This is a genomic window from Enterococcus rivorum, from assembly GCF_001742285.1.
In the GTDB taxonomy this organism is placed as follows: Bacteria; Bacillota; Bacilli; order Lactobacillales; family Enterococcaceae; genus Enterococcus_L; species Enterococcus_L rivorum.
Genome location: NZ_MIEK01000012.1, coordinates 193,350 through 211,634 on the forward strand (window position 1 = coordinate 193,350; position 18,285 = coordinate 211,634).

The window sequence follows — 18,285 nt, forward strand, 5'->3', positions numbered from 1 at the left end:
TGGGGTCTCTTCTGCTTTATTTCTTCTTTAATTTTCTAACATTCGATAGCCGATACCAATTTCAGTAGTGATATATTCAGGTTCTACAGGATTATCTTCTATCTTTTTACGGATATTTGACATATTCACTCGTAGAGTTCGACTCTCATTACTATAGGGTCCCCAAACTTTTTGAGAAATGTAACTATGGGTTAGAACTTTGCCCATATTTTCTCCCAAAATTTGAATAATTTTGTATTCATTTGGAGTGAGATGAATTTCTTTTCCCTTTTTGCTGACGGTATGATGTTCAATATCAATACACAAATCACCGTTAATGATTTGTTTTACGGTATCCTTTGTCTCTCCCGCTAAAGCTGCATGTCGCAAAGCTGTGCGAATTCTAGCTAGCAATTCAGGGGTGCCAAATGGTTTTGTGATGTAATCGTCAGCGCCTAAGTCTAATGCATCAACTTTATTCATTTCATGATCTCTAGCAGAAATAATAATCACTGGTATTTGAGAGGTTTCCCGAATTTTTTTCAAAATTTCCATCCCATCCAGATCAGGTAAGCCTAAATCCAGTAAAATCAGATCAACCGACCACATCCGAAAAGTAGAAAGTCCTTCTAAAGCAGAATGGGATAACAAGACTTTATGATTTTCTTTTTCTAAGACTGCGCCCATAAATTCTGCAATGACTTCATCATCTTCCACAATCAGTATTGTCGCCATCATTCTTCTCCCTTTCTATCTAAAGGTAAACTAAAGGTAAAGATAGCACCACCATCGCTAGCATTTCTTGCTTCTACAGTACCATCATGAGCCATAATAATTGTTTTAACAATTGATAGTCCTATCCCCATTCCGCCTTTTGAATCAATGGGTGTTGTTTGGTTGTTTAATCCAGTAAATAAGGTTTCAATTTGTTTCTTGTTTAACCCTTTTCCTTCGTCTTCAATTTCAAAAACAACATTTTCCTCTTGTAAATAGACGTTTACTAAAATAGGTTGGTGACAACCAGAATGTCGAATAGCATTTTCAATCAAGTTAAATAATACTTGTTCAATCAAAATAGAATCCATTGGAGCCATCACAAATTCTTCTGGTAAAGTCACTTTGATTTGACTGTTAGGATAGCTCTTCTTAATTCTTTGAATAGCTGAGGAAACAACTTCTTCTACTGCTTCTTTTGATTTCGCTACTTTCATGGTTTCTTCATTAATCCTAGTAATAGACAATAAGTTTTCTACCATGCGAATCAACCAATCAGCATCCTCTTTAATCCCTACTAGCAATCTATTTTTGACTTCATTTGATAGTCCATCCACTTGATTATCACCCAGAATTGTATCTACAGAACCAACAATTCCTGTTAAAGGAGTTCTTAAATCATGAGAAATTGCACGCAAGAGATTACTTCTCATGCGTTCTTTTTCGCTTTCGAACAAGATTTGCTGACGTTCATTGGTCAAATTATTCTGTTCAATGGCTAAAGAAAGCTGCGTTGTGATTAATGAAATGAAGCTAATGGTTTCTTCATTCAAGGGTTTTTCTTTACTTCTCTCAATACCAATGACAGCTAGTGTCACACCGTTAGACAAAACAGGTAGATATAGAGCTTTTGACCCCATTAAAGTGTCAGTACCACGACCTGCTTGCTTCTGATTAACAAATACCCAATTAGCTACAGCAAGCTCTTCTAAACTACGCAAAGGAGATTTTTCTTCATTTTCCCTTGGATAGTTTAGTTCTTTTTCACCATACAAAACAACATCTCTTTCTAACATGCTTGACAGATAGTCTGCTGTTGTACCTAAAATTTCATCTAAATCATGAGCTACTAAATATTTCTTGTTTAATTCATACAAAATTTCCAATTGATGCTCTCGTCTCATGGCATAGAATGCTTGCTTTTTAATTTGCATCATCAAATTACTTACAAGTAAAGCCACTAGCAACATAAAAACTAACGTAATCGGATACCCTTGTTTATAGACAGTTAAGGAGTATAAAGGCTCCACAAAAAACCAGTTAAATAGTAAAACACTAGCTAATGATGAAAAGGCCGCCCAAAAATAACCAGTAGTTAATCGAGCAACTAGCAAAACAAATAGAATATAGATCAAAATCAAGTTTTGTTCACCTATATCAAAATAACTAGCTACTTCAGAAAAAATGGTGGCTAAAAATAATAACCCACCTGTAATTGTAAAGTCTCTCCAAGTAAAAAGATTTTTCAGGTGCTTCTTCTTGGCTGGAAATTTATTTAGTAAATACTTATTCGATTGGAAAGGAACTAAATGAATGTCAACATCAGGGATTAATGCAACCAAGTCATCTTCTAAATCCGGACGATAGAAACGGATAATTCGCGAACGATTAATAATTTTCCCCATTACTACGTCAGTTACCCCACGCATTTTTACATACTGAATAACTGCATCCCGCTGATTATCATTTTCTAAAGTAACAACTTCAGCACCTAATTTGCTTGCTAACGTAGCATTTTCTGATTCGTTATCTTCCGAAGCATCTTCTACTATCTCTAATGCAATCCATTCTGTTCTCAATGCCTGTGCAAGTCTTGCCGTCCAACGAAGACATTTTTTGGTCATCTCTGGGTATTTACTGTCGATAATTGTTAACAGTTTAGAATGAATTACATGTCCTTTACTAACGTCATACTGATTAGCTATATTAATATGATCTGAAGCTTTTCGAATGGCAATTCCTCTAAGAAGAGCTAGATTATCAGTTGTAAAAAAATGATCCATTGCTTTTTTGGCATTTTCAGAGCTGTATATTTTTCCTTGTTTTAAACGAGAAAGTAACTCTTCGGTTTCAATATCTACAACTTTCAAAGAACTTTTTTCAAAAAAGATATCAGGAACCGTTTCAGCAACATGGACACCGGTCACTTGTTCAACAATATCATTGAGACTTTCTATATGCTGAACATTTACGGTCGTATACACGTCAATCCCTGCTTTTAAAAGCTCTTCGATGTCCTGGTACCGTTTTTTATTTCTTGCACCAACAGCGTTAGTATGAGCCAGCTCATCAACTAAAATGATGTCTGGCTTTCTCACTAAAGCTTGATCAATATCGAACTCATTAATTTGAATCCCTTTGTACTCATACTTTTTATTCTCTAGTAATTCTAATCCATTCAGCAACGCTACAGTTTCTGGTCGTGTGTGAGGTTCTACGTAGCCAACTAGCACTTCTTTTCCTGCTTCTTGTTGTTCATGAGCTTCTTTTAACATGCCATAAGTTTTACCTACCCCAGCTGCATAACCAAAAAATATTTTTAATTTCCCCAAAGTCGCATGTTGTTCATGCCTATTAACTTTGGCCAAAAGTTCTTCAGGATTTAAACGATTTTCTTCCACAATTATTTCATCCCTTTATTATGACGCATCAAGCATTTGGTTGACTCCCAAGACATTAACGCGTTTTGTAGTAATTGGTCCTAAATTAAAGCCAACTACATTTTGATTGATTATATCACGGACTTGAGTATTTTTCATTCCTCTTGCCGCAGCAATTCTTTCTACTTGGAATTCAGCTGCCTCTAGTGAAATCTCTGGATCTAATCCACTACCTGAAGCTGTGACTAATTCAATTGGCACTTCGGAATTTTTTTCTTGCGCAACTCTTTCTTTTATGCGCTTTTCTTGCTCTGAACCTACAGGAGATAATTGACTAACTTCTGTTGGACGACCATGAAGATAGTTTTCCCCTTCAAATTGTTGACCAATTAATTTAGAACCAATGACTTTTTTCTCTGTTCCAATTTGTGCCTCAACGACACTTCCATTTGCTTGTTCTGAAAATAGTAGTTGTCCAACAGCTGTTACAGCAACCGTATAGAAAACACCACAAATAACTGTAAATAGAAGCACACTTTTTAAGGCAGTGATCATTATTTTTTTCATTTATTTTCCCTTCCTCTAATACATAATCAGTGCTAAAAGCATATCAATTAATTTAATTGCAACAAATGGCGCAACAACCCCACCTAACCCATAAACAAGTAAATTGTGTCTCAAAATCTGACTTGCGGGCTTTTCTTTATAAGAAACACCTTTCAACGCTAATGGAATTAATGCAACGATAATAAACGCATTATAGATAATCGCTGACAAGATAGCCGTTGTAGGATTCGTTAGTTTCATAATATTTAGCGCTTCTAAGCTTGGATAAATACTGAAAAAGAGCACTGGGATGATAGCAAAATACTTAGCAACATCGTTAGCAATACTAAAAGTAGTCAATGCACCTCTAGTCATTAAAAGCTGCTTACCAATTTTTACAATGCTAATTAATTTTGTTGGACTAGAATCCAAATCAATCATATTTCCAGCTTCTTTTGCTGCTTGCGTTCCCGTATTCATAGCAACTGCTACATCGGCTTGTGCTAAGGCAGGCGCATCGTTGGTACCATCTCCTGTCATAGCGACTAAATGTCCTTTTTCTTGGTAATCACGGATAAGACTCATTTTATTTTCCGGTGTCGCTTCAGCTAAAAAGTCATCTACTCCAGCTTCAGCAGCAATCGCTGCAGCAGTCATTGGATTATCACCTGTAATCATGATGGTTTTGATGCCCATTTTCCGCATATCTTCAAATTTTTCTTTGACACCATTTTTCACAATATCTTTTAAATAAATCACACCTAGCACTTGGTAATTTTTAACCACGACTAAGGGTGTTCCACCTGCATTGGCAATTTTCTTTACAGCTTCATCACATTCAGCTGGATAAGTAGCTCCATTTTCTTCGACATATTTTTTGATAGTATCCGCAGCGCCTTTTCTAATGATGTCTCCTTGATAATTGATTCCGCTCATTCTTGTTTTCGCTGTAAACTCAATAAATTCAACCTCTGCATTGTTCAATTCACGACCACGTATATCGAATTTTTCTTTTGCTAAAATAACAATACTTCGACCTTCTGCTGTTTCGTCAGCTAAAGAAGATAACTGCGCTGCGTCTGCTAAATCATACTCGTCTACACCATCAATCGTTATAAATTCACTTGCTCGACGATTTCCTAGTGTAATCGTTCCTGTTTTATCCAACAAAAGAATATCTACGTCTCCTGCAGCTTCAATTGCACGACCACTCATTGCAATGACATTTTCTTTATTCAGACGACTCATGCCAGCAATTCCAATAGAAGAAACAAGTGCCCCAATTGTCGTAGGTGCTAGACAAACAAGCAAAGCAATTATGGTTGTTAAAGAAAGTGGACCTCCTTGTTCAGCTAAACGACTAGAGAAAGAGGTAAATGGTAGCAGCGTAACTGAGACCACTAAGAAAATAATCGTTAACATGATTAAAATAATTTGTAGTCCAATCTCATTCGGTGTTTTTTTACGTTCGGTTCCTTCTACCATTGAGATCATTTTGTCCAGAAAGGATTCGCCATTTTCAGCGGTTACTTTAATCACTAAGTAATCTGATACAATCGTTGTTCCTCCTGTTACAGCACTGCGGTCCCCACCAGATTCACGTATCACTGGAGCAGACTCGCCAGTAATTGCACTTTCATCTACTGAGGCAGCTCCTTCAACGACATCTCCATCCATAGGAATCTGTTCGCCAGCAGTCACGTAAACTAAATCCCCTTTTTTTAATTCAGAAGATTGAATTGAGATAAATTTTTCTTTTTTTACATCTGCAAGTGACATGATTTTTCGTGTCATCACATCTTTTTTTGCTTTCTTCAAGCTATCAGCTTGTGCTTTTCCGCGTCCTTCTGCAATGGCTTCAGCAAAATTTGCAAAAAGAATCGTCAACCATAAAACAATCGCAATAGCTAAAATAAAAAATGGTTGGGCATCATCGTATCCAGAAAAACTTAAAAAATAGAGAATCGTTGTTAAAATTGCCCCTAGATAAACAACTAACATTACCGGATTCTTTACTTGAACCGTTGGCGCTAATTTTTTGAAGGATGATTTTAATGCATCTATATAAACATTACTTTTTGTATTTGTATTTTTCACGTAAATTCCCTTCTCTTCCTTACTTATTTTGTAACAAAGTACTCAGCGATTGGTCCTAAAGCCATTGATGGTAAGAAGCTTAGTGCGCCAACAACCAAAATAACAATAATCAACATTGAAACAAACGTGCCATTAGTTGTTGACAGTGTGCCTGAACCAGTAGCAACAATTTTTTTCTTACCAAGATTTCCTGCTAAGAAAATCACTGCCAACATCGGAATAAATCGTGAAAGAATCATAATGCTTCCACCAATTATGTTTAAGAACGTCGTGTCAGAGGTTAATCCTGCAAAAGCACTTCCGTTATTATTGGCTAAAGAACTAAAACTATATAATATTTCTGAAAATCCATGTGCTCCCTGATTATTAAGCCAGTCCATCGCTTGTGGGTTCAAAATAAAACTCATAGTTCCCAGTAACGTTAATAGTAACGGCGTTAAAATGACGAGACAAACCATCTTCATATCATAAGGTTCTATTTTTTTACCAAGATATTCTGGCGTCCGTCCTACTAACAATCCAGCGATAAAGATCGTCAATAAAATGAAAGCAATCATTCCATACAAACCGCTTCCTGCACCGCCAAAAATGATTTCCCCTAATTGCATAAGAAACATTGGAAGTAATCCACCTAAAGGAGTAAAACTATCCATCATGGCATTTACCGATCCATTTGAAACAGCTGTTGTACTGACTGCCCATAAACTACTCCAACCAATACCAAATCTAGTTTCTTTTCCTTCTAAATTTAAGTGCCCTAAAACATTTGTAAAGTTAGGTCCGTAGTATTCACTTAATGTCACACCGATCAACGCTGCAATCAAAAATCCTAAAGAAACAATCATAATCGTTCTGCCTTGTTTCCAATCCTTCACAAAAAGACCAAAAGCAACAATTAACGCTGCTGGAAGCAATAGAATTGAAAGATTCTCAATAAAATTACTAATTAAGTTAGGATTTTCAAATGGATGTGTAGAGTTCGCTCCAAAATAGCCACCGCCATTAGTTCCAAGCTGTTTGATTGCTACTTGACTAGCAACTGTTCCCAATGGTAAAAAGATTTTCTCACCAGCATTTAAGCTTGTACCAGAAATCGTACCTGCAAAACTTTGAACCACACCTTGAGAAATTAGCAATACTGAAACAATCAAAGAGACTGGTAGTAAAACATAAAGGATGATTTTAGTTAAATCTTGCCAAAAATTACCAATGTACTTGGAATTTTTATTGGTAAATCCTCTTAATACTACAAATAGCACCGCGATTCCAACTGCCGCTGAAACGAAATTCTGAACCGTTAAACCAAAGGCCTGAGTAAAAATCGACATTGTTTTTTCCCCAGCGTATGCTTGCCAATTCGTATTCGTTACAAAACTAGCCGCTGTATTAAAGGCCAATGACAGACTCGTTCCTGGTAATTTATCAGGATTTAACGGCAACAAGTGCTGGAACATCATCATTGCCATCAAAAGTATAAATGAAAACAAACTTAAAAATAAAACGCTCAATGAATATTGCTTTACATTCATTTCTTTTTGCGCCAATGGTCCTAAAAATCGATAGATTTTCTTTTCAATTGGCGATATCAAAGCTGTTAAAATTGTTTTTTGATTCGTCATTACTTTATAAATATAAAAACCTAGCGGAATCGCTAGTATCATTAATACAACTAAAAATAATCCTTGTTCAACAAATATCTGGTTCATTTCCGATCCCCCCAAAATAGTTCATAAAATAGATATAGCAGCAAACCGATTGCTATAATCCCCATAAAATAGTACATTCCTATCTCTCCTTTATAATAAAAACTGTGGCTGAAAAAGATTGGGTCTTTTAAATCATTTTATAACCGAATATATGCTGTTAAGAAGTCGAGTATGTCATTGCATTACGACCCTATCCATTTCTACAGATAGACACAGACTGACTTTCGATACAAAATGAGTTTATTACAGCCTCTTTCTTGCATCTCTTAAGATATCAAAAAAGACATAAAGATAGTGTTAAACTTAATCGTTCATCTTTACACCATCTTTATATCTGTAAGCATTATCATTAATTCGTTGGAAAAGTAGAGAGCACAACAAGCTCCAAATCAAAAGAAAACAGCACCTTTGGCTTGAAGCATCACCTATTTTTAACATACCCCTGTTACTAATTCATCTTTGTTGTTTTAAAATTGACAACATACTCAAATTCTGCCACTTTTAATTTATTCAAAAGTTCTTCAGTCAAATGAATTTCAAAAATTTCAGTATTTTGTATAAATTAAAATCATAGAAGCCAGAGGTTGTATTCATTGTTGAACGATATTGGCTATAATCAGAGTTATCCTTACTTTTTATATTCAGCCTTCTTGAAATCCTTACACCATTTAAGACAAGTAAAATCGTATTAATAGATTCTTCACTTATTTTTAGTTGTTATACAAATTGCTACGAACAACTTGTTCTGATCAGGTATAGCCACCCGATAATCCATAAAATAGAGGTTAAACTCATCCGTCGATGAGCCTAACCTCTAATCTTATTAATATGTTTGATACGATTGTCCCTTTATTGTCTATTTATAAGAAACAATCATGAATTTATTATCTTTGAAAAACTTTCAATTAGCACGCCACTTGAAACTGCTGTAAAAACATCTGAACAAAATTCTTTTTTATTTTTCTTTACCAGTCAATAAACCCTTTGGAATCTTTATTTTTTACTAAATTTAATGCATTTTCACTTGCAGTTTTTACTGAGGAATCATTATTTTGTATAGATGTAACAACTTTCTGTAATTCTTGCTGGATCAGCAACCAATCTAATGAATTACTATCAGATTCTTTTTTATTGTTTTGAGAGAAGCTATTTCTTGAATTATGTCCTATAGAACTATTTCCTGAGTTGTTATTTCCTGATCCTTTGATAGAATTATCCGTAACAACAGAAATATTTTGAGAATTTATAGTATGATTTTCACCTGAAATATCGTAGATATGGTATTCACTCATATCTATATTTTTGGTAGCACTTATCATTCCATCAAAAGCATCTTCAATTATTAACCTTACTCTCTCTGCAAAATCATAATCTGTAAAATAAATACTGTAAGTATTTCCCGCATTCAAATGTAGGTTGAGATAGATTTGGTCATCAGGAATATTATTATATAAACGATATATATAACGGAAAGTCCTAATCCTATCAGTCCCACTAATGGACTGACTGCCATAAGTAATACTGATAGCACGGCAATAATAATTGCTACATATGGTTTATCTACCTTCATTTGAATACGGCCAACGTTTATTTGCTCATACTACTTAGTTGCACGGTAGTATAAGCAAAGTTTAGAACATTATTTGAAACAATCATTTTCTCTGTGCGTATTTCATTTTGATTTGAATCTAACATATTTTAAAAAAAATCAAGCTTGTCTTTCATTTTTGGTTGTTCTCCCTTGCATATTTAATTATTAACTTAACATTAGTCCACATTAAACCAACTACCAGCAACAGCATATGTATGAAACGCCCTCTTTGTGATTTTCAGTTAGTCTAGTTTAAAAAGTACAATATAGCAACGTTTGGGTAACTGTAAATTTGTGAATAACTACTTTTATTCTTATGGCTAGCACGCTATTTTCAGACTGTTTTCATTTATCTCTTTAGTGCTTATGAAAAAACACTCTATTCCTAGAAAGAATCTAATGTTTGTTTTTGTTTATCAAAGACTTCTGTTACTTTTTCCAAATTGACCTTTTACTGTTTTTGTAATCCCGTTGTTGCTTTTGAAATAGATTGTTGAGCAGATTTACTTTCTTGTTCCCCTAATCGAATCGTTTTTGCTTTTTTTACCTCTTTGCTTTGAATGCCTGAACGACCAATCGCTCTCACTTTTGCTTTTTGCAAGTTCTTCTTATATTGTTTCATTAATTGTTCTAGAGCGTCTAACATGTTAGTCTCCTTCTTTTAACTGTCTTACTTTTTTTCGATACCGTTGTTCTTCCTCTTCTTGTTGATTCACTACTGCTTTCTTTTCTCTCTCTAAGTTCATCATAAACTCTTCTTCCAAAGAAGATACTTCAACTCGAGCATCATTTAATACTCCATCATCTTCATTACTATCTGATAGCAAACAGCGAATTTCTGAATACGTTTCATCAGCTAATTGTTGTCCTTGTCTCAGCATTTTTTTATATCATCTTCTTGTTCTTCTAATCTTTGTATAGTAGCTTGATACTCTTTTAATAACTGTTCTTCTTTATCCATTTATTGACTCTCCATTATCCTAATTGTCTTGCTAATTCTTGATCTCTTTGAACCAACTCTGCTATTTTCCCTTTTATTTCTGACACTAACTGATTAAATTGTTCACTCATTTTTTTCGCTTTTTGAATTTTTTCTCTAAACGCTTCAGTAGGCTCCGTAACCATACTTCGCTCTGTCGAACCTGTTGATTCTAAAATCTCCATGACTTCTCCATAACTCAAATCCGGTACATCAGAAAATGCTTTTGAGTGAATTTTTTGCCATAGTTTTTCTAAATCTCTTATCCCATCTTGATAAATTTTAACTGTATTCATCATTACTGTTTCAAATTCAGAAGACGCATATTGAACAACAGCCAATGCTTGACTGTCATCTAAATAGATTTTTTCGTTTGCTGAAAGTCCTCCACCACTTGCAGTAAGCTTTTTCTTTAGTTGCCCTAATGAATACATTCCCAAAACAAATTGATTCCTCAATTGTCGTTCGATCTGTTCTTGAATCGCCTTTTTATTGTAGTCATTATTTTTAATAATCAAGCGACCATTTTTGTCAAATGTCCACTTAGCTAAATCATGATACGTACCAGGTGACTGAAGCCCCATATCCATACTTACTTTTATTTCAGCACCTGTTCCGTTCCCCATTAAGTTCCCAATCATATCTGCCCTATTTCGATAATTGGTTAAAACACCAGGATTTTCTTTCAACCATTTTTTAGCGTCAGCAGATAATAATTCATACGGGTCTGGCCCATTAAAGCCTACATTTCTCCACCTATTTTCCGCAGCTATGTATAATGCTAAAAACTCGCCTAATGAATGTCCTGTTGTAGAAATGGTCGCACCGCTATAATCTCTTTTTATACTATTAGCAAAAGCAATCGCTGAATTTAATTGACCTGAAATTCGCGCCTCGCTATGCGACAATGAAAACCCAGGACTGGTTGTTTTATCAAAAAAACCTCCAACTGTTCGCAAATCAGTTTCCAAGTCATTCATATCTTTTGGATTTGTCCCTGCATAAGCAATCACCACTTGAGATGTATCCACTCTTCCATTCTTATCCAAAGGCGCAACTGCCATTGCTTGCATTCCATCGGTTTTTGAATTTTCCTGTATTTTTAATATTTTAAATTTAGTACCACCTAAATTACGTATAGAACCTTCTTGTATTGTAGGATCATATTTATCTTTATCGTTAGGATCTAACCAATAAACTCTATCACTTATTTTATTATAATTCTTATCCGTTATACTCAAAGTTCTTCTTCCTCTCCATTTGAATAGACAACTTTAATTTTATCAGTTGTTTTTCCTTCTTTTTGAATATCTTCATCTTCTACTCCATAATCAGCAATTTCGCCACTATCTTTCACAAAACCATAAGAAAAATAAACAGATTCCCCTTCAGTATTTGTCATAGTTACAATCATATTATACGACCCTGTCATGCTGTTATACCCTGTTTGTTCAATCTTCACTTCCGCAATATCCGCAAACGTATTTTTTAGAGCGTTCACCGATTGTTTTTCTACTGCTAACAACTCTTGTTCTTTTTTTTCTTCTCTTTTATCCATCAATACTTTCCCTCCTAATCCTATAACACTTAAAAAAAGTACTATTGCAAATATAAAAGCAAATATTCGTTTATTTTTTTTCATAGTCCCTCCATCACTTTCCAATAATAATTATATCTTATTTTAAACATAGAATAACAATCTTCATGTTACCTTGCTAACCATTTTCAGCAACATGATTTGGATTTGTCCCTGCATAAGCAATCACCACTTGAGATGTATCCACTCTCCCATTCTTATCCAAAGGCGCAACTGCCATTGCTTGCATTCCATCTGTTTTGGAGTTTTCTTGTATTTTAACTATTTGATATTCATTACCTTCAATCTTAAATTGAGTACCCTCTTTCATATCAGGTGCATACTTTTTTTTATCATTAGGATCTAACCAATACACTCGATCACTAAATTCTTTGTATTCTTCATCATTGAATGTCATAGTTTTTCCTCCGAATCATCTGTAAATATTACAAGAACTTTCGAAGTAGTTATTCCTTCTTTTTGAACATCTCTATCATTAATCACATAAGAACCTATTTTTTTACTTTCTTCCCAAAAAGTAAAAGAAAAAGAAACTTGTTTTTCTTTATTGTTCTTCATGGTAATATACATTCCATACGAACCTGTGATTTCATTTTTTCCAACTTCATTAAATTTAATTTCCGTAATATTTTCAAACGTATTTTTTAACACTTTCACCGATTGTTTTTCTACTGCTAACAACTTTTGTTCTTTTTTTTCTTCTCTTTTATCTATCAATACTTTCCCTCCTAATCCTATAACACTTAAAAAAAGTACTATTGCAAATATAAAAGCAAATATTCGTTTATTTTTTTTCATAGTCCCTCCATCACTTTCCAATAATAATTATATCTTATTTTAAACATAGAATAACAATCTTCATGTTACCTTGCTAACCATTTTCAGCAACATGATTTGGATGGATTTGTCCCTGCATAAGCAATCACCACTTGAGATGTATCCACTCTTCCATTCTTATCCAAAGGCGCAACCGCCATCGCTTGCATCCCATCTGTTTTGGAGTTTTCTTGAACCTTGAGAATTTTAAATTTTTGTTTACCTTCCTTCCAAATAAATCCCTCTTTCAAATCAGGAGCATACTTCTTTATTTCGTTCGGATCTAACCAATAAACTACATCACTATATGTTTGATAATCTTTATCACTAATTGTCATAATATCCCCTCCGAACCATTAGAATAAATAACTTTTACCTTAGAACTAGTTAGGCCTTCTTTTTGTATAAACTCATCCATTAATCCATACGCACCTAATTCATTTTGTTCTTTCCAAAAACCATAAGAAAAATAAACAGATTTCCCTTCAGTATTTGTCATAGTTACTAACATTCTATAAGAACCTGTCATGCTGTTATACCCTGTTTGTTCAATCTTCACTTCCGCAATATCTGCAAACGTATTTTTTAGAGCTTTCACCGATTGTTTTTCTACTACTAACAACTCTTGCTCGCTCTTTTCTTCTCTCTTATCCATATATAATTTTCCTTCTGTCCCTACAATTACTAAACAAACAATGATTAAAAATAGAGTTTTTTTTGATTTCCACATATTATTCTCCCCTAATAATACTAGTTTTAATAAAATTTTATCATACATATCATTTGGGTGACAGATAAGTTTTACTTATCTTTTATCATTTCACTCTTAAACGATGGTACTTCACTAGGAGAATTTGAAGAACCAAGACTGGCTGTTTTATCAAAAAAACCTCCAACTGTTCGCAAATCAGTTTCTAAATCATTCAAATCTTTGGGATTCGTTCCTGCATAAGAAATTACAATTTGAGATGTATCCACTCTTCCATTCTTATCTAAAGGCGCAACTGTCATTGCTTGCATACCATCTGCTTTTGAATTTTCTTGAATTTTTTATGTTCTATGTATTTATGAATAGAGAAAAGAAAAAAGCACATCTGAACTTAACTCGTTCAGTGCACTTTATTTAGAAATTCAGATTTATTTTTAATCCTTAGTATTGTACCCCTTAAACATCCAGCATATATCCTCTTGAACGAACCGTTCTGATATAAATTGGTTTTTCAGTGTTCTTCTCAATTTTTTCTCTTAGACGGAAAATGACATTTGCTACTTTGTATTTTTGATTATTGTAAGCTTCATTCCAAACACTTTGATAAATTTCTTCATAAGAAAAAGCTGTTTTAGGATTACTACTTAATAAGTGAATCATACAAAATTCTCGTTTTGTCAGTTCAATTTCTTTGCCTTCGATTAAAACACTCATGTTTGCTTCATTCATCTCAAACATTTTTTTGTCTTTAGGAACATCAACCTTTTGCGGTTCATCTTCTATGTCTTTATTCTTTCTTTTCATCGCATTCAATAAAACTAGTTCCAGTTCTTCTGGCGGACAACTTTCATCAATGTTTCCATCCACACCTAACTGTAAGTATACAAGACGGCTCACTTTATCATGAGATTTTTGGCAAACCCAAATTAGAGCATCAGAACTATTTCTGATTTCAATAATCAATTCGCAGATTTTACTTATATTTTGTGTTGCTTTGTCATCTTTTATTAAAAAAATATCTGTATGACCTTGCGCATCTGCTATATCTGATTCACCAATCATTACTGCTTTAAAATGTTTTTTGCACAAATTGTTGATATATTCACTTACTTCTCCTTGAGACTCAGATAGATCAATAACACCTATAGTATACATATGTTTTTCTCCTTCAAATTTCTTTCTTTCCAACTATCAATTAACAAGCTAAATACTCAACTTCCATAGGTATTTTCCAATTTCTTTCATTACAAATGGTTATTGCGCCTACATATATTTGTTTTTTATTTACAAAAGCCAAAATTACTTGTAGATAATAATAAGAAAATTCACAATCCTTGAAACTATATTAATAGTAATCAAAAGAGGTCAAATAGTCAACAATAATACTAAAATTTGTTGTCATTTTTTTCAACAAATACACAAAAATTAGTAAAAAAAAACAAATAACAATAGCCAATAATTCCGATAAAGATATAAAAACATCCGAGCAAAAATATAAATAGGAAAGAGCCTCTATTTCAAAAAAGATTATCCATTTGCTAATTATAAAACTTTTGATACTAAAAAATATACTTTTTCAAAATAGCAATCCTTTACTTGAATTGAGTTTCACATTATCATGCATCAATTCTATTGATTAGCAGTTAATTAAAGTAATTCATAATAATATCAAAACATTATGCAGAGAAGCTCTTTTTCTTTTTTTATTAAGGAATTTACAAACTAAAAGAGATAGGATCATCTTCCCTATGTTTCATTCTCATTTTTATGTCAAATATCTTTCATTTTCTAATGCTATAAATTTTTAAATAGGAACTTTTTATATTAGGAATATTTTTTTTATCACTTCATCTTAGTAAACAACCCTGTTTTCAATAAGATTTTTTTTCTTAATCATTAGTTATTCTTAAAAACTAATAAATTTTTTTTACATTTATTGTGCACGAAAAAGAACATACGAAATCAGCATAACACTAGATTTCGTACGTTCTTCCATTTCTTTATATTGGCTTAACTTTAGCTACAAATGCTTCGTATGGTTCTAAGAGAATACCCTTTAGTTCAGTTCTAACTGTTTCTGTATTTTTTATGATTGTGTGTTGAATTTCTAATTTTTCCAAACAAAGTGGCTGTTGCGTCCCACTAAAATTTCCAACAATCAGCCAGGTTTCATTTTCATAGCTTCTTAGATAGGCAAAAACTTCAGCTTCTGTTGTCTCAATTAATTGATAGTCTCCCCAAACAACTAGTGGATGTTCTTTTCTTAAACGAATTAATTGTTGGTAAGTTTTAAAAACAGAGTTCGGTTCTCCTAGCTCTTTTTCAGCATTAATTTCGTGATAATTAGGATTGACATGAAGCCAAGGAAGCCCTTTTGTAAAACCAGCATTTTTGGTACTATTCCACTGCATAGGTGTTCTAGCATTGTCTCGCCCTTTTGCATTAATCGAGCGTAAAATTTCTGCTTCAGTGTACCCTTCACTTCTTCGTTCATTGTACATATTGATTGTTTCAATATCTTCGGCTTCTTCTATTGAGGAAATAGGATAATTCGTCATGCCCAATTCTTCTCCTTGATAAATATAAGGCGTTCCTTTCATCATATGAAGTAGTATGGCAAACATTTTGGCACTGCGCTCCCGATACTTTTGATCATCACCCCAACGAGACACAATTCGAGGTAAATCATGATTATTCCAAAACAAGCTATTCCAACCTTGATCACCTAGAGAAGTTTGCCATTTAGATAAAACTTTTTTTAGCTCCTGCACATCTAGCGATTTCAAATCCCATTTTTCCTTGCCTTCTTGTTGATCCAATCCGACATGTTCAAATTGAAACACCATCGAAAGCTCCTTTCTTTTAGGATCAGAATATAATTTTGCAATTTCTGGTGTGGCTCCCCACGTTTCGCCAACAGTCATGACGTCATATGCACCAAAGGTTTTTTGATTCATTTCTTGCAGATAATCGTGAAGTTTTGGACCATTTCCGGTAACCAGTTGATCGGGGAGCTTCCCAACTAAATCAATCACGTCCATCCGAAAGCCACCAACGCCTTTTTCCAACCAAAAATTCATGAGGTTCCAAACTTCTTGCCGCACTTTTTCATTTTCCCAATTCAAATCAGGTTGTTTTTTACTAAATAAGTGAAGATAATACTGGTCTGTCTCTTCATCTAGTGTCCAAGCAGAACCGCTGAAAGTGGAGCGAAGCTCGTTTGGTTCAGTGCCATTTATTCCATCACGCCAAACATAGTAATCACGGTACTCGTTCTCTTTGCTTTTACGTGACTCAATAAACCACGGATGCTCATCAGAGGTGTGGTTGACAACTAAATCCATAATAATTTTTATTTGCCTTTTTTCTGCCTCTGCAATTAATTGTTCCATGTCAGCCATTGTGCCAAATTCCTGCATAATATCTTCATAGTCACTAATATCGTAGCCATTATCATCATTGGGTGATTTATAAACTGGACTTAACCAGATCGCCGTGATTCCAAGCTCTGATAAATAGTCCAATCTAGAGATAATTCCTTGAATATCTCCAATCCCATCCCCATTACTATCTTGAAAACTTCTCGGATAGATTTGATATACAACTGCTGTCTGCCACCATTTTTCTTCCATTATTCGGATTCCCTTCTATAATTCAATTAGTTTTAATTTATAATTTGATAATCCCGTAATTGTTACTTGAGAGGTTTCAGACTCTTTTACTACTTTTACAACAATTTTATTGCCTAAATGATCGACTAACTCTTTTTCAAAAGAACTCTTCGCAGTAATGACAAAACACGCTTTTTGATACGCATTAATAGTATTTCCAACAGATTCACCTAAATTATTTTTTTCATTTAAGTTTAACAAAACAACCGCATTTTTTTTGATAAAAACAGGAATTTGGTTGACTTCTGATAAATAGGTGATGGTACTTGCCCCTTCATATTTTTTATGGGTCCAAAAATCAGTCCACACTCCGTCTGGTAAATAAACCTTCCGTTCCCTCATTCCTTCTTCAATAACTGGAGCGACTAACAATTCTTCCCCAAACATGTATTGATCATAAATATCGCTGGCTAGAGCATCTTCTTCATACATCATTTTTAATGCTCTCATCAATGGTTGCTTTTCTTCACAGCTAATAATAGATTGGCTATAAATGTAAGGTAGTAAATTCATTCGCACCGTCGCATAGAAACGATATACATCAATGACTTGAGAATTGCCTGTTCGTTCCGCGATATTCCAAGGTGTTCGATCTTGATTAAACTCGCCTTTACTTTCTGCATGATATTGCATGATTGGACAAAACGCTGCCATAGCCGTAGAACGCATAAATAATTCAGCTGTAGGAATATCGCCGTTAAAACCAGCTAAATCCCAGCCCCAAAAAATCACACCAGAATAGCCCGCATTAATTCCAGCCATTAGCGACTGTTTGAAGGCATCAAAAGTAGAACGCTCATCTCCAGCCCAATGTGCTGGAAATCGTTGTGCTCCTTTATAACTGGAGCGACTAAAAGTAATCCCTTTGTTTTGTTGCGCAAATTCATAATAAGATTGAACATAATCATTGGGGTAACGATTTCGCATGTCACTTCCAGTACTACCATCAGCAAAAACCAGCTCTTTTCCGTAAACCATTTCACCACCATCAGTCTTAAAGCCATCCACGCCAATATCTAGTAAATATTGTCTTTTTTCAAACCACCAGTTTTTCGCTTCTTGATTAGTAAAATCTATTAACAAGCTATCTGTAAACCAATTTTCTGGAATGCGGTACGGACTACCATCTTTATTTTTAACGATGTATCCCTGCTCAATCATATAAGCTTCATCTAAATCTTTCAATGGATGTTTCTTACTTCAGTGCTAAAAAATAATTA

The 18,285-nt window shown here is 34.0% G+C and carries 16 protein-coding genes and 3 pseudogenes; all 19 read right to left on the reverse strand.

The genetic code is table 11. From position 1 onward, the window contains the following. Window positions 1-27 precede the first annotated feature (27 nt). On the reverse strand, window positions 28-714 hold the full coding sequence (locus BCR26_RS05875; RefSeq protein ID WP_069698038.1) for a response regulator transcription factor: 687 nt from the start codon (window positions 712-714) through the stop codon (window positions 28-30). Next, complete coding sequence (locus BCR26_RS05880) at window positions 714-3,374, reverse strand: sensor histidine kinase (protein ID WP_069698039.1); 2,661 nt, start codon at window positions 3,372-3,374, stop codon at window positions 714-716. The genes BCR26_RS05875 and BCR26_RS05880 overlap by 1 nt, the downstream gene beginning before the upstream one ends. A gap of 18 nt (window positions 3,375-3,392) precedes the next feature. Next, the gene (locus BCR26_RS05885; RefSeq protein ID WP_069698040.1) at window positions 3,393-3,920 is read right to left on the reverse strand and encodes a potassium-transporting ATPase subunit C; all 528 of its coding nucleotides are present in this window, start codon (window positions 3,918-3,920) and stop codon (window positions 3,393-3,395) included. Between the two features lie 15 nt (window positions 3,921-3,935). Next, window positions 3,936-5,996, reverse strand: coding sequence for a potassium-transporting ATPase subunit KdpB (gene kdpB, locus BCR26_RS05890; RefSeq protein WP_069698041.1), 2,061 nt, complete (start codon window positions 5,994-5,996; stop codon window positions 3,936-3,938). A gap of 23 nt (window positions 5,997-6,019) precedes the next feature. After that, a complete protein-coding gene (kdpA, locus tag BCR26_RS05895; protein WP_069698042.1) occupies window positions 6,020-7,702 on the reverse strand; it encodes a potassium-transporting ATPase subunit KdpA in 1,683 nt (560 codons plus the stop codon). Window positions 7,703-8,227: 525 nt separating this feature from the next. Then, a complete protein-coding gene (locus tag BCR26_RS19205; RefSeq protein ID WP_139124895.1) occupies window positions 8,228-8,410 on the reverse strand; it encodes a linear amide C-N hydrolase in 183 nt (60 codons plus the stop codon). Between the two features lie 257 nt (window positions 8,411-8,667). Continuing rightward, entirely contained in the window at window positions 8,668-9,111 is a 444-nt protein-coding gene (locus BCR26_RS05900) for a hypothetical protein (RefSeq protein ID WP_069698043.1), read from the reverse strand. Window positions 9,112-9,744: 633 nt separating this feature from the next. Continuing rightward, the gene (locus BCR26_RS05905) at window positions 9,745-9,939 is read right to left on the reverse strand and encodes a hypothetical protein (RefSeq protein ID WP_084387041.1); all 195 of its coding nucleotides are present in this window, start codon (window positions 9,937-9,939) and stop codon (window positions 9,745-9,747) included. Window position 9,940: 1 nt separating this feature from the next. Continuing rightward, entirely contained in the window at window positions 9,941-10,174 is a 234-nt protein-coding gene (locus BCR26_RS05910; protein WP_069698044.1) for a hypothetical protein, read from the reverse strand. A gap of 94 nt (window positions 10,175-10,268) precedes the next feature. Continuing rightward, entirely contained in the window at window positions 10,269-11,513 is a 1,245-nt protein-coding gene (locus BCR26_RS05915; RefSeq protein ID WP_069698045.1) for an alpha/beta hydrolase family protein, read from the reverse strand. Continuing rightward, entirely contained in the window at window positions 11,510-11,914 is a 405-nt protein-coding gene (locus tag BCR26_RS05920) for a hypothetical protein (protein ID WP_069698046.1), read from the reverse strand. The genes BCR26_RS05915 and BCR26_RS05920 overlap by 4 nt, the downstream gene beginning before the upstream one ends. Before the next feature lie 100 nt (window positions 11,915-12,014). Then, a pseudogene (locus tag BCR26_RS05925) lies at window positions 12,015-12,266 on the reverse strand (lipase); the annotation flags it as partial. Continuing rightward, a complete protein-coding gene (locus tag BCR26_RS05930) occupies window positions 12,263-12,667 on the reverse strand; it encodes a hypothetical protein (protein WP_069698048.1) in 405 nt (134 codons plus the stop codon). The gene BCR26_RS05930 and the pseudogene BCR26_RS05925, both read right to left, overlap by 4 nt. A gap of 98 nt (window positions 12,668-12,765) precedes the next feature. Beyond that, a pseudogene (locus BCR26_RS05935) lies at window positions 12,766-13,023 on the reverse strand (lipase); the annotation flags it as partial. After that, window positions 13,020-13,415 carry a hypothetical protein gene (locus BCR26_RS05940; protein WP_069698050.1) on the reverse strand — a complete coding sequence of 132 codons (396 nt, stop codon included), beginning with the start codon at window positions 13,413-13,415 and terminating at the stop codon, window positions 13,020-13,022. The pseudogene BCR26_RS05935 and the gene BCR26_RS05940, both read right to left, overlap by 4 nt. 113 nt (window positions 13,416-13,528) lie before the next feature. Beyond that, window positions 13,529-13,735 (reverse strand): annotated as a pseudogene (locus BCR26_RS05945) (lipase); the annotation flags it as partial. Window positions 13,736-13,850: 115 nt separating this feature from the next. After that, window positions 13,851-14,549 (reverse strand): winged helix-turn-helix domain-containing protein, encoded by a 699-nt coding sequence (locus tag BCR26_RS05950; protein WP_069698052.1) that lies wholly within the window; start codon window positions 14,547-14,549, stop codon window positions 13,851-13,853. Between the two features lie 845 nt (window positions 14,550-15,394). Continuing rightward, window positions 15,395-17,026, reverse strand: coding sequence for a glycoside hydrolase family 13 protein (locus BCR26_RS05955; RefSeq protein WP_069698053.1), 1,632 nt, complete (start codon window positions 17,024-17,026; stop codon window positions 15,395-15,397). 15 nt (window positions 17,027-17,041) lie between these two features. Continuing rightward, window positions 17,042-18,250 (reverse strand): TIM-barrel domain-containing protein, encoded by a 1,209-nt coding sequence (locus tag BCR26_RS05960; RefSeq protein WP_069698054.1) that lies wholly within the window; start codon window positions 18,248-18,250, stop codon window positions 17,042-17,044. Window positions 18,251-18,285 lie beyond the last annotated feature (35 nt).

Coding starts and splice junctions, on each gene's coding strand:
- BCR26_RS05875 (WP_069698038.1), bottom strand. CDS start 714: ATGGCGACAATACTGATTGTGGAAGATGATGAAGTCATTGCAGAATTT.
- BCR26_RS05885 (WP_069698040.1), bottom strand. CDS start 3,920: ATGAAAAAAATAATGATCACTGCCTTAAAAAGTGTGCTTCTATTTACA.
- kdpA (WP_069698042.1), bottom strand. CDS start 7,702: ATGAACCAGATATTTGTTGAACAAGGATTATTTTTAGTTGTATTAATG.
- BCR26_RS05905 (WP_084387041.1), bottom strand. CDS start 9,939: ATGTTAGACGCTCTAGAACAATTAATGAAACAATATAAGAAGAACTTG.
- BCR26_RS05910 (WP_069698044.1), bottom strand. CDS start 10,174: ATGCTGAGACAAGGACAACAATTAGCTGATGAAACGTATTCAGAAATT.
- BCR26_RS05920 (WP_069698046.1), bottom strand. CDS start 11,914: ATGAAAAAAAATAAACGAATATTTGCTTTTATATTTGCAATAGTACTT.
- BCR26_RS05930 (WP_069698048.1), bottom strand. CDS start 12,667: ATGAAAAAAAATAAACGAATATTTGCTTTTATATTTGCAATAGTACTT.
- BCR26_RS05940 (WP_069698050.1), bottom strand. CDS start 13,415: ATGTGGAAATCAAAAAAAACTCTATTTTTAATCATTGTTTGTTTAGTA.
- BCR26_RS05950 (WP_069698052.1), bottom strand. CDS start 14,549: ATGTATACTATAGGTGTTATTGATCTATCTGAGTCTCAAGGAGAAGTA.
- BCR26_RS05955 (WP_069698053.1), bottom strand. CDS start 17,026: ATGGAAGAAAAATGGTGGCAGACAGCAGTTGTATATCAAATCTATCCG.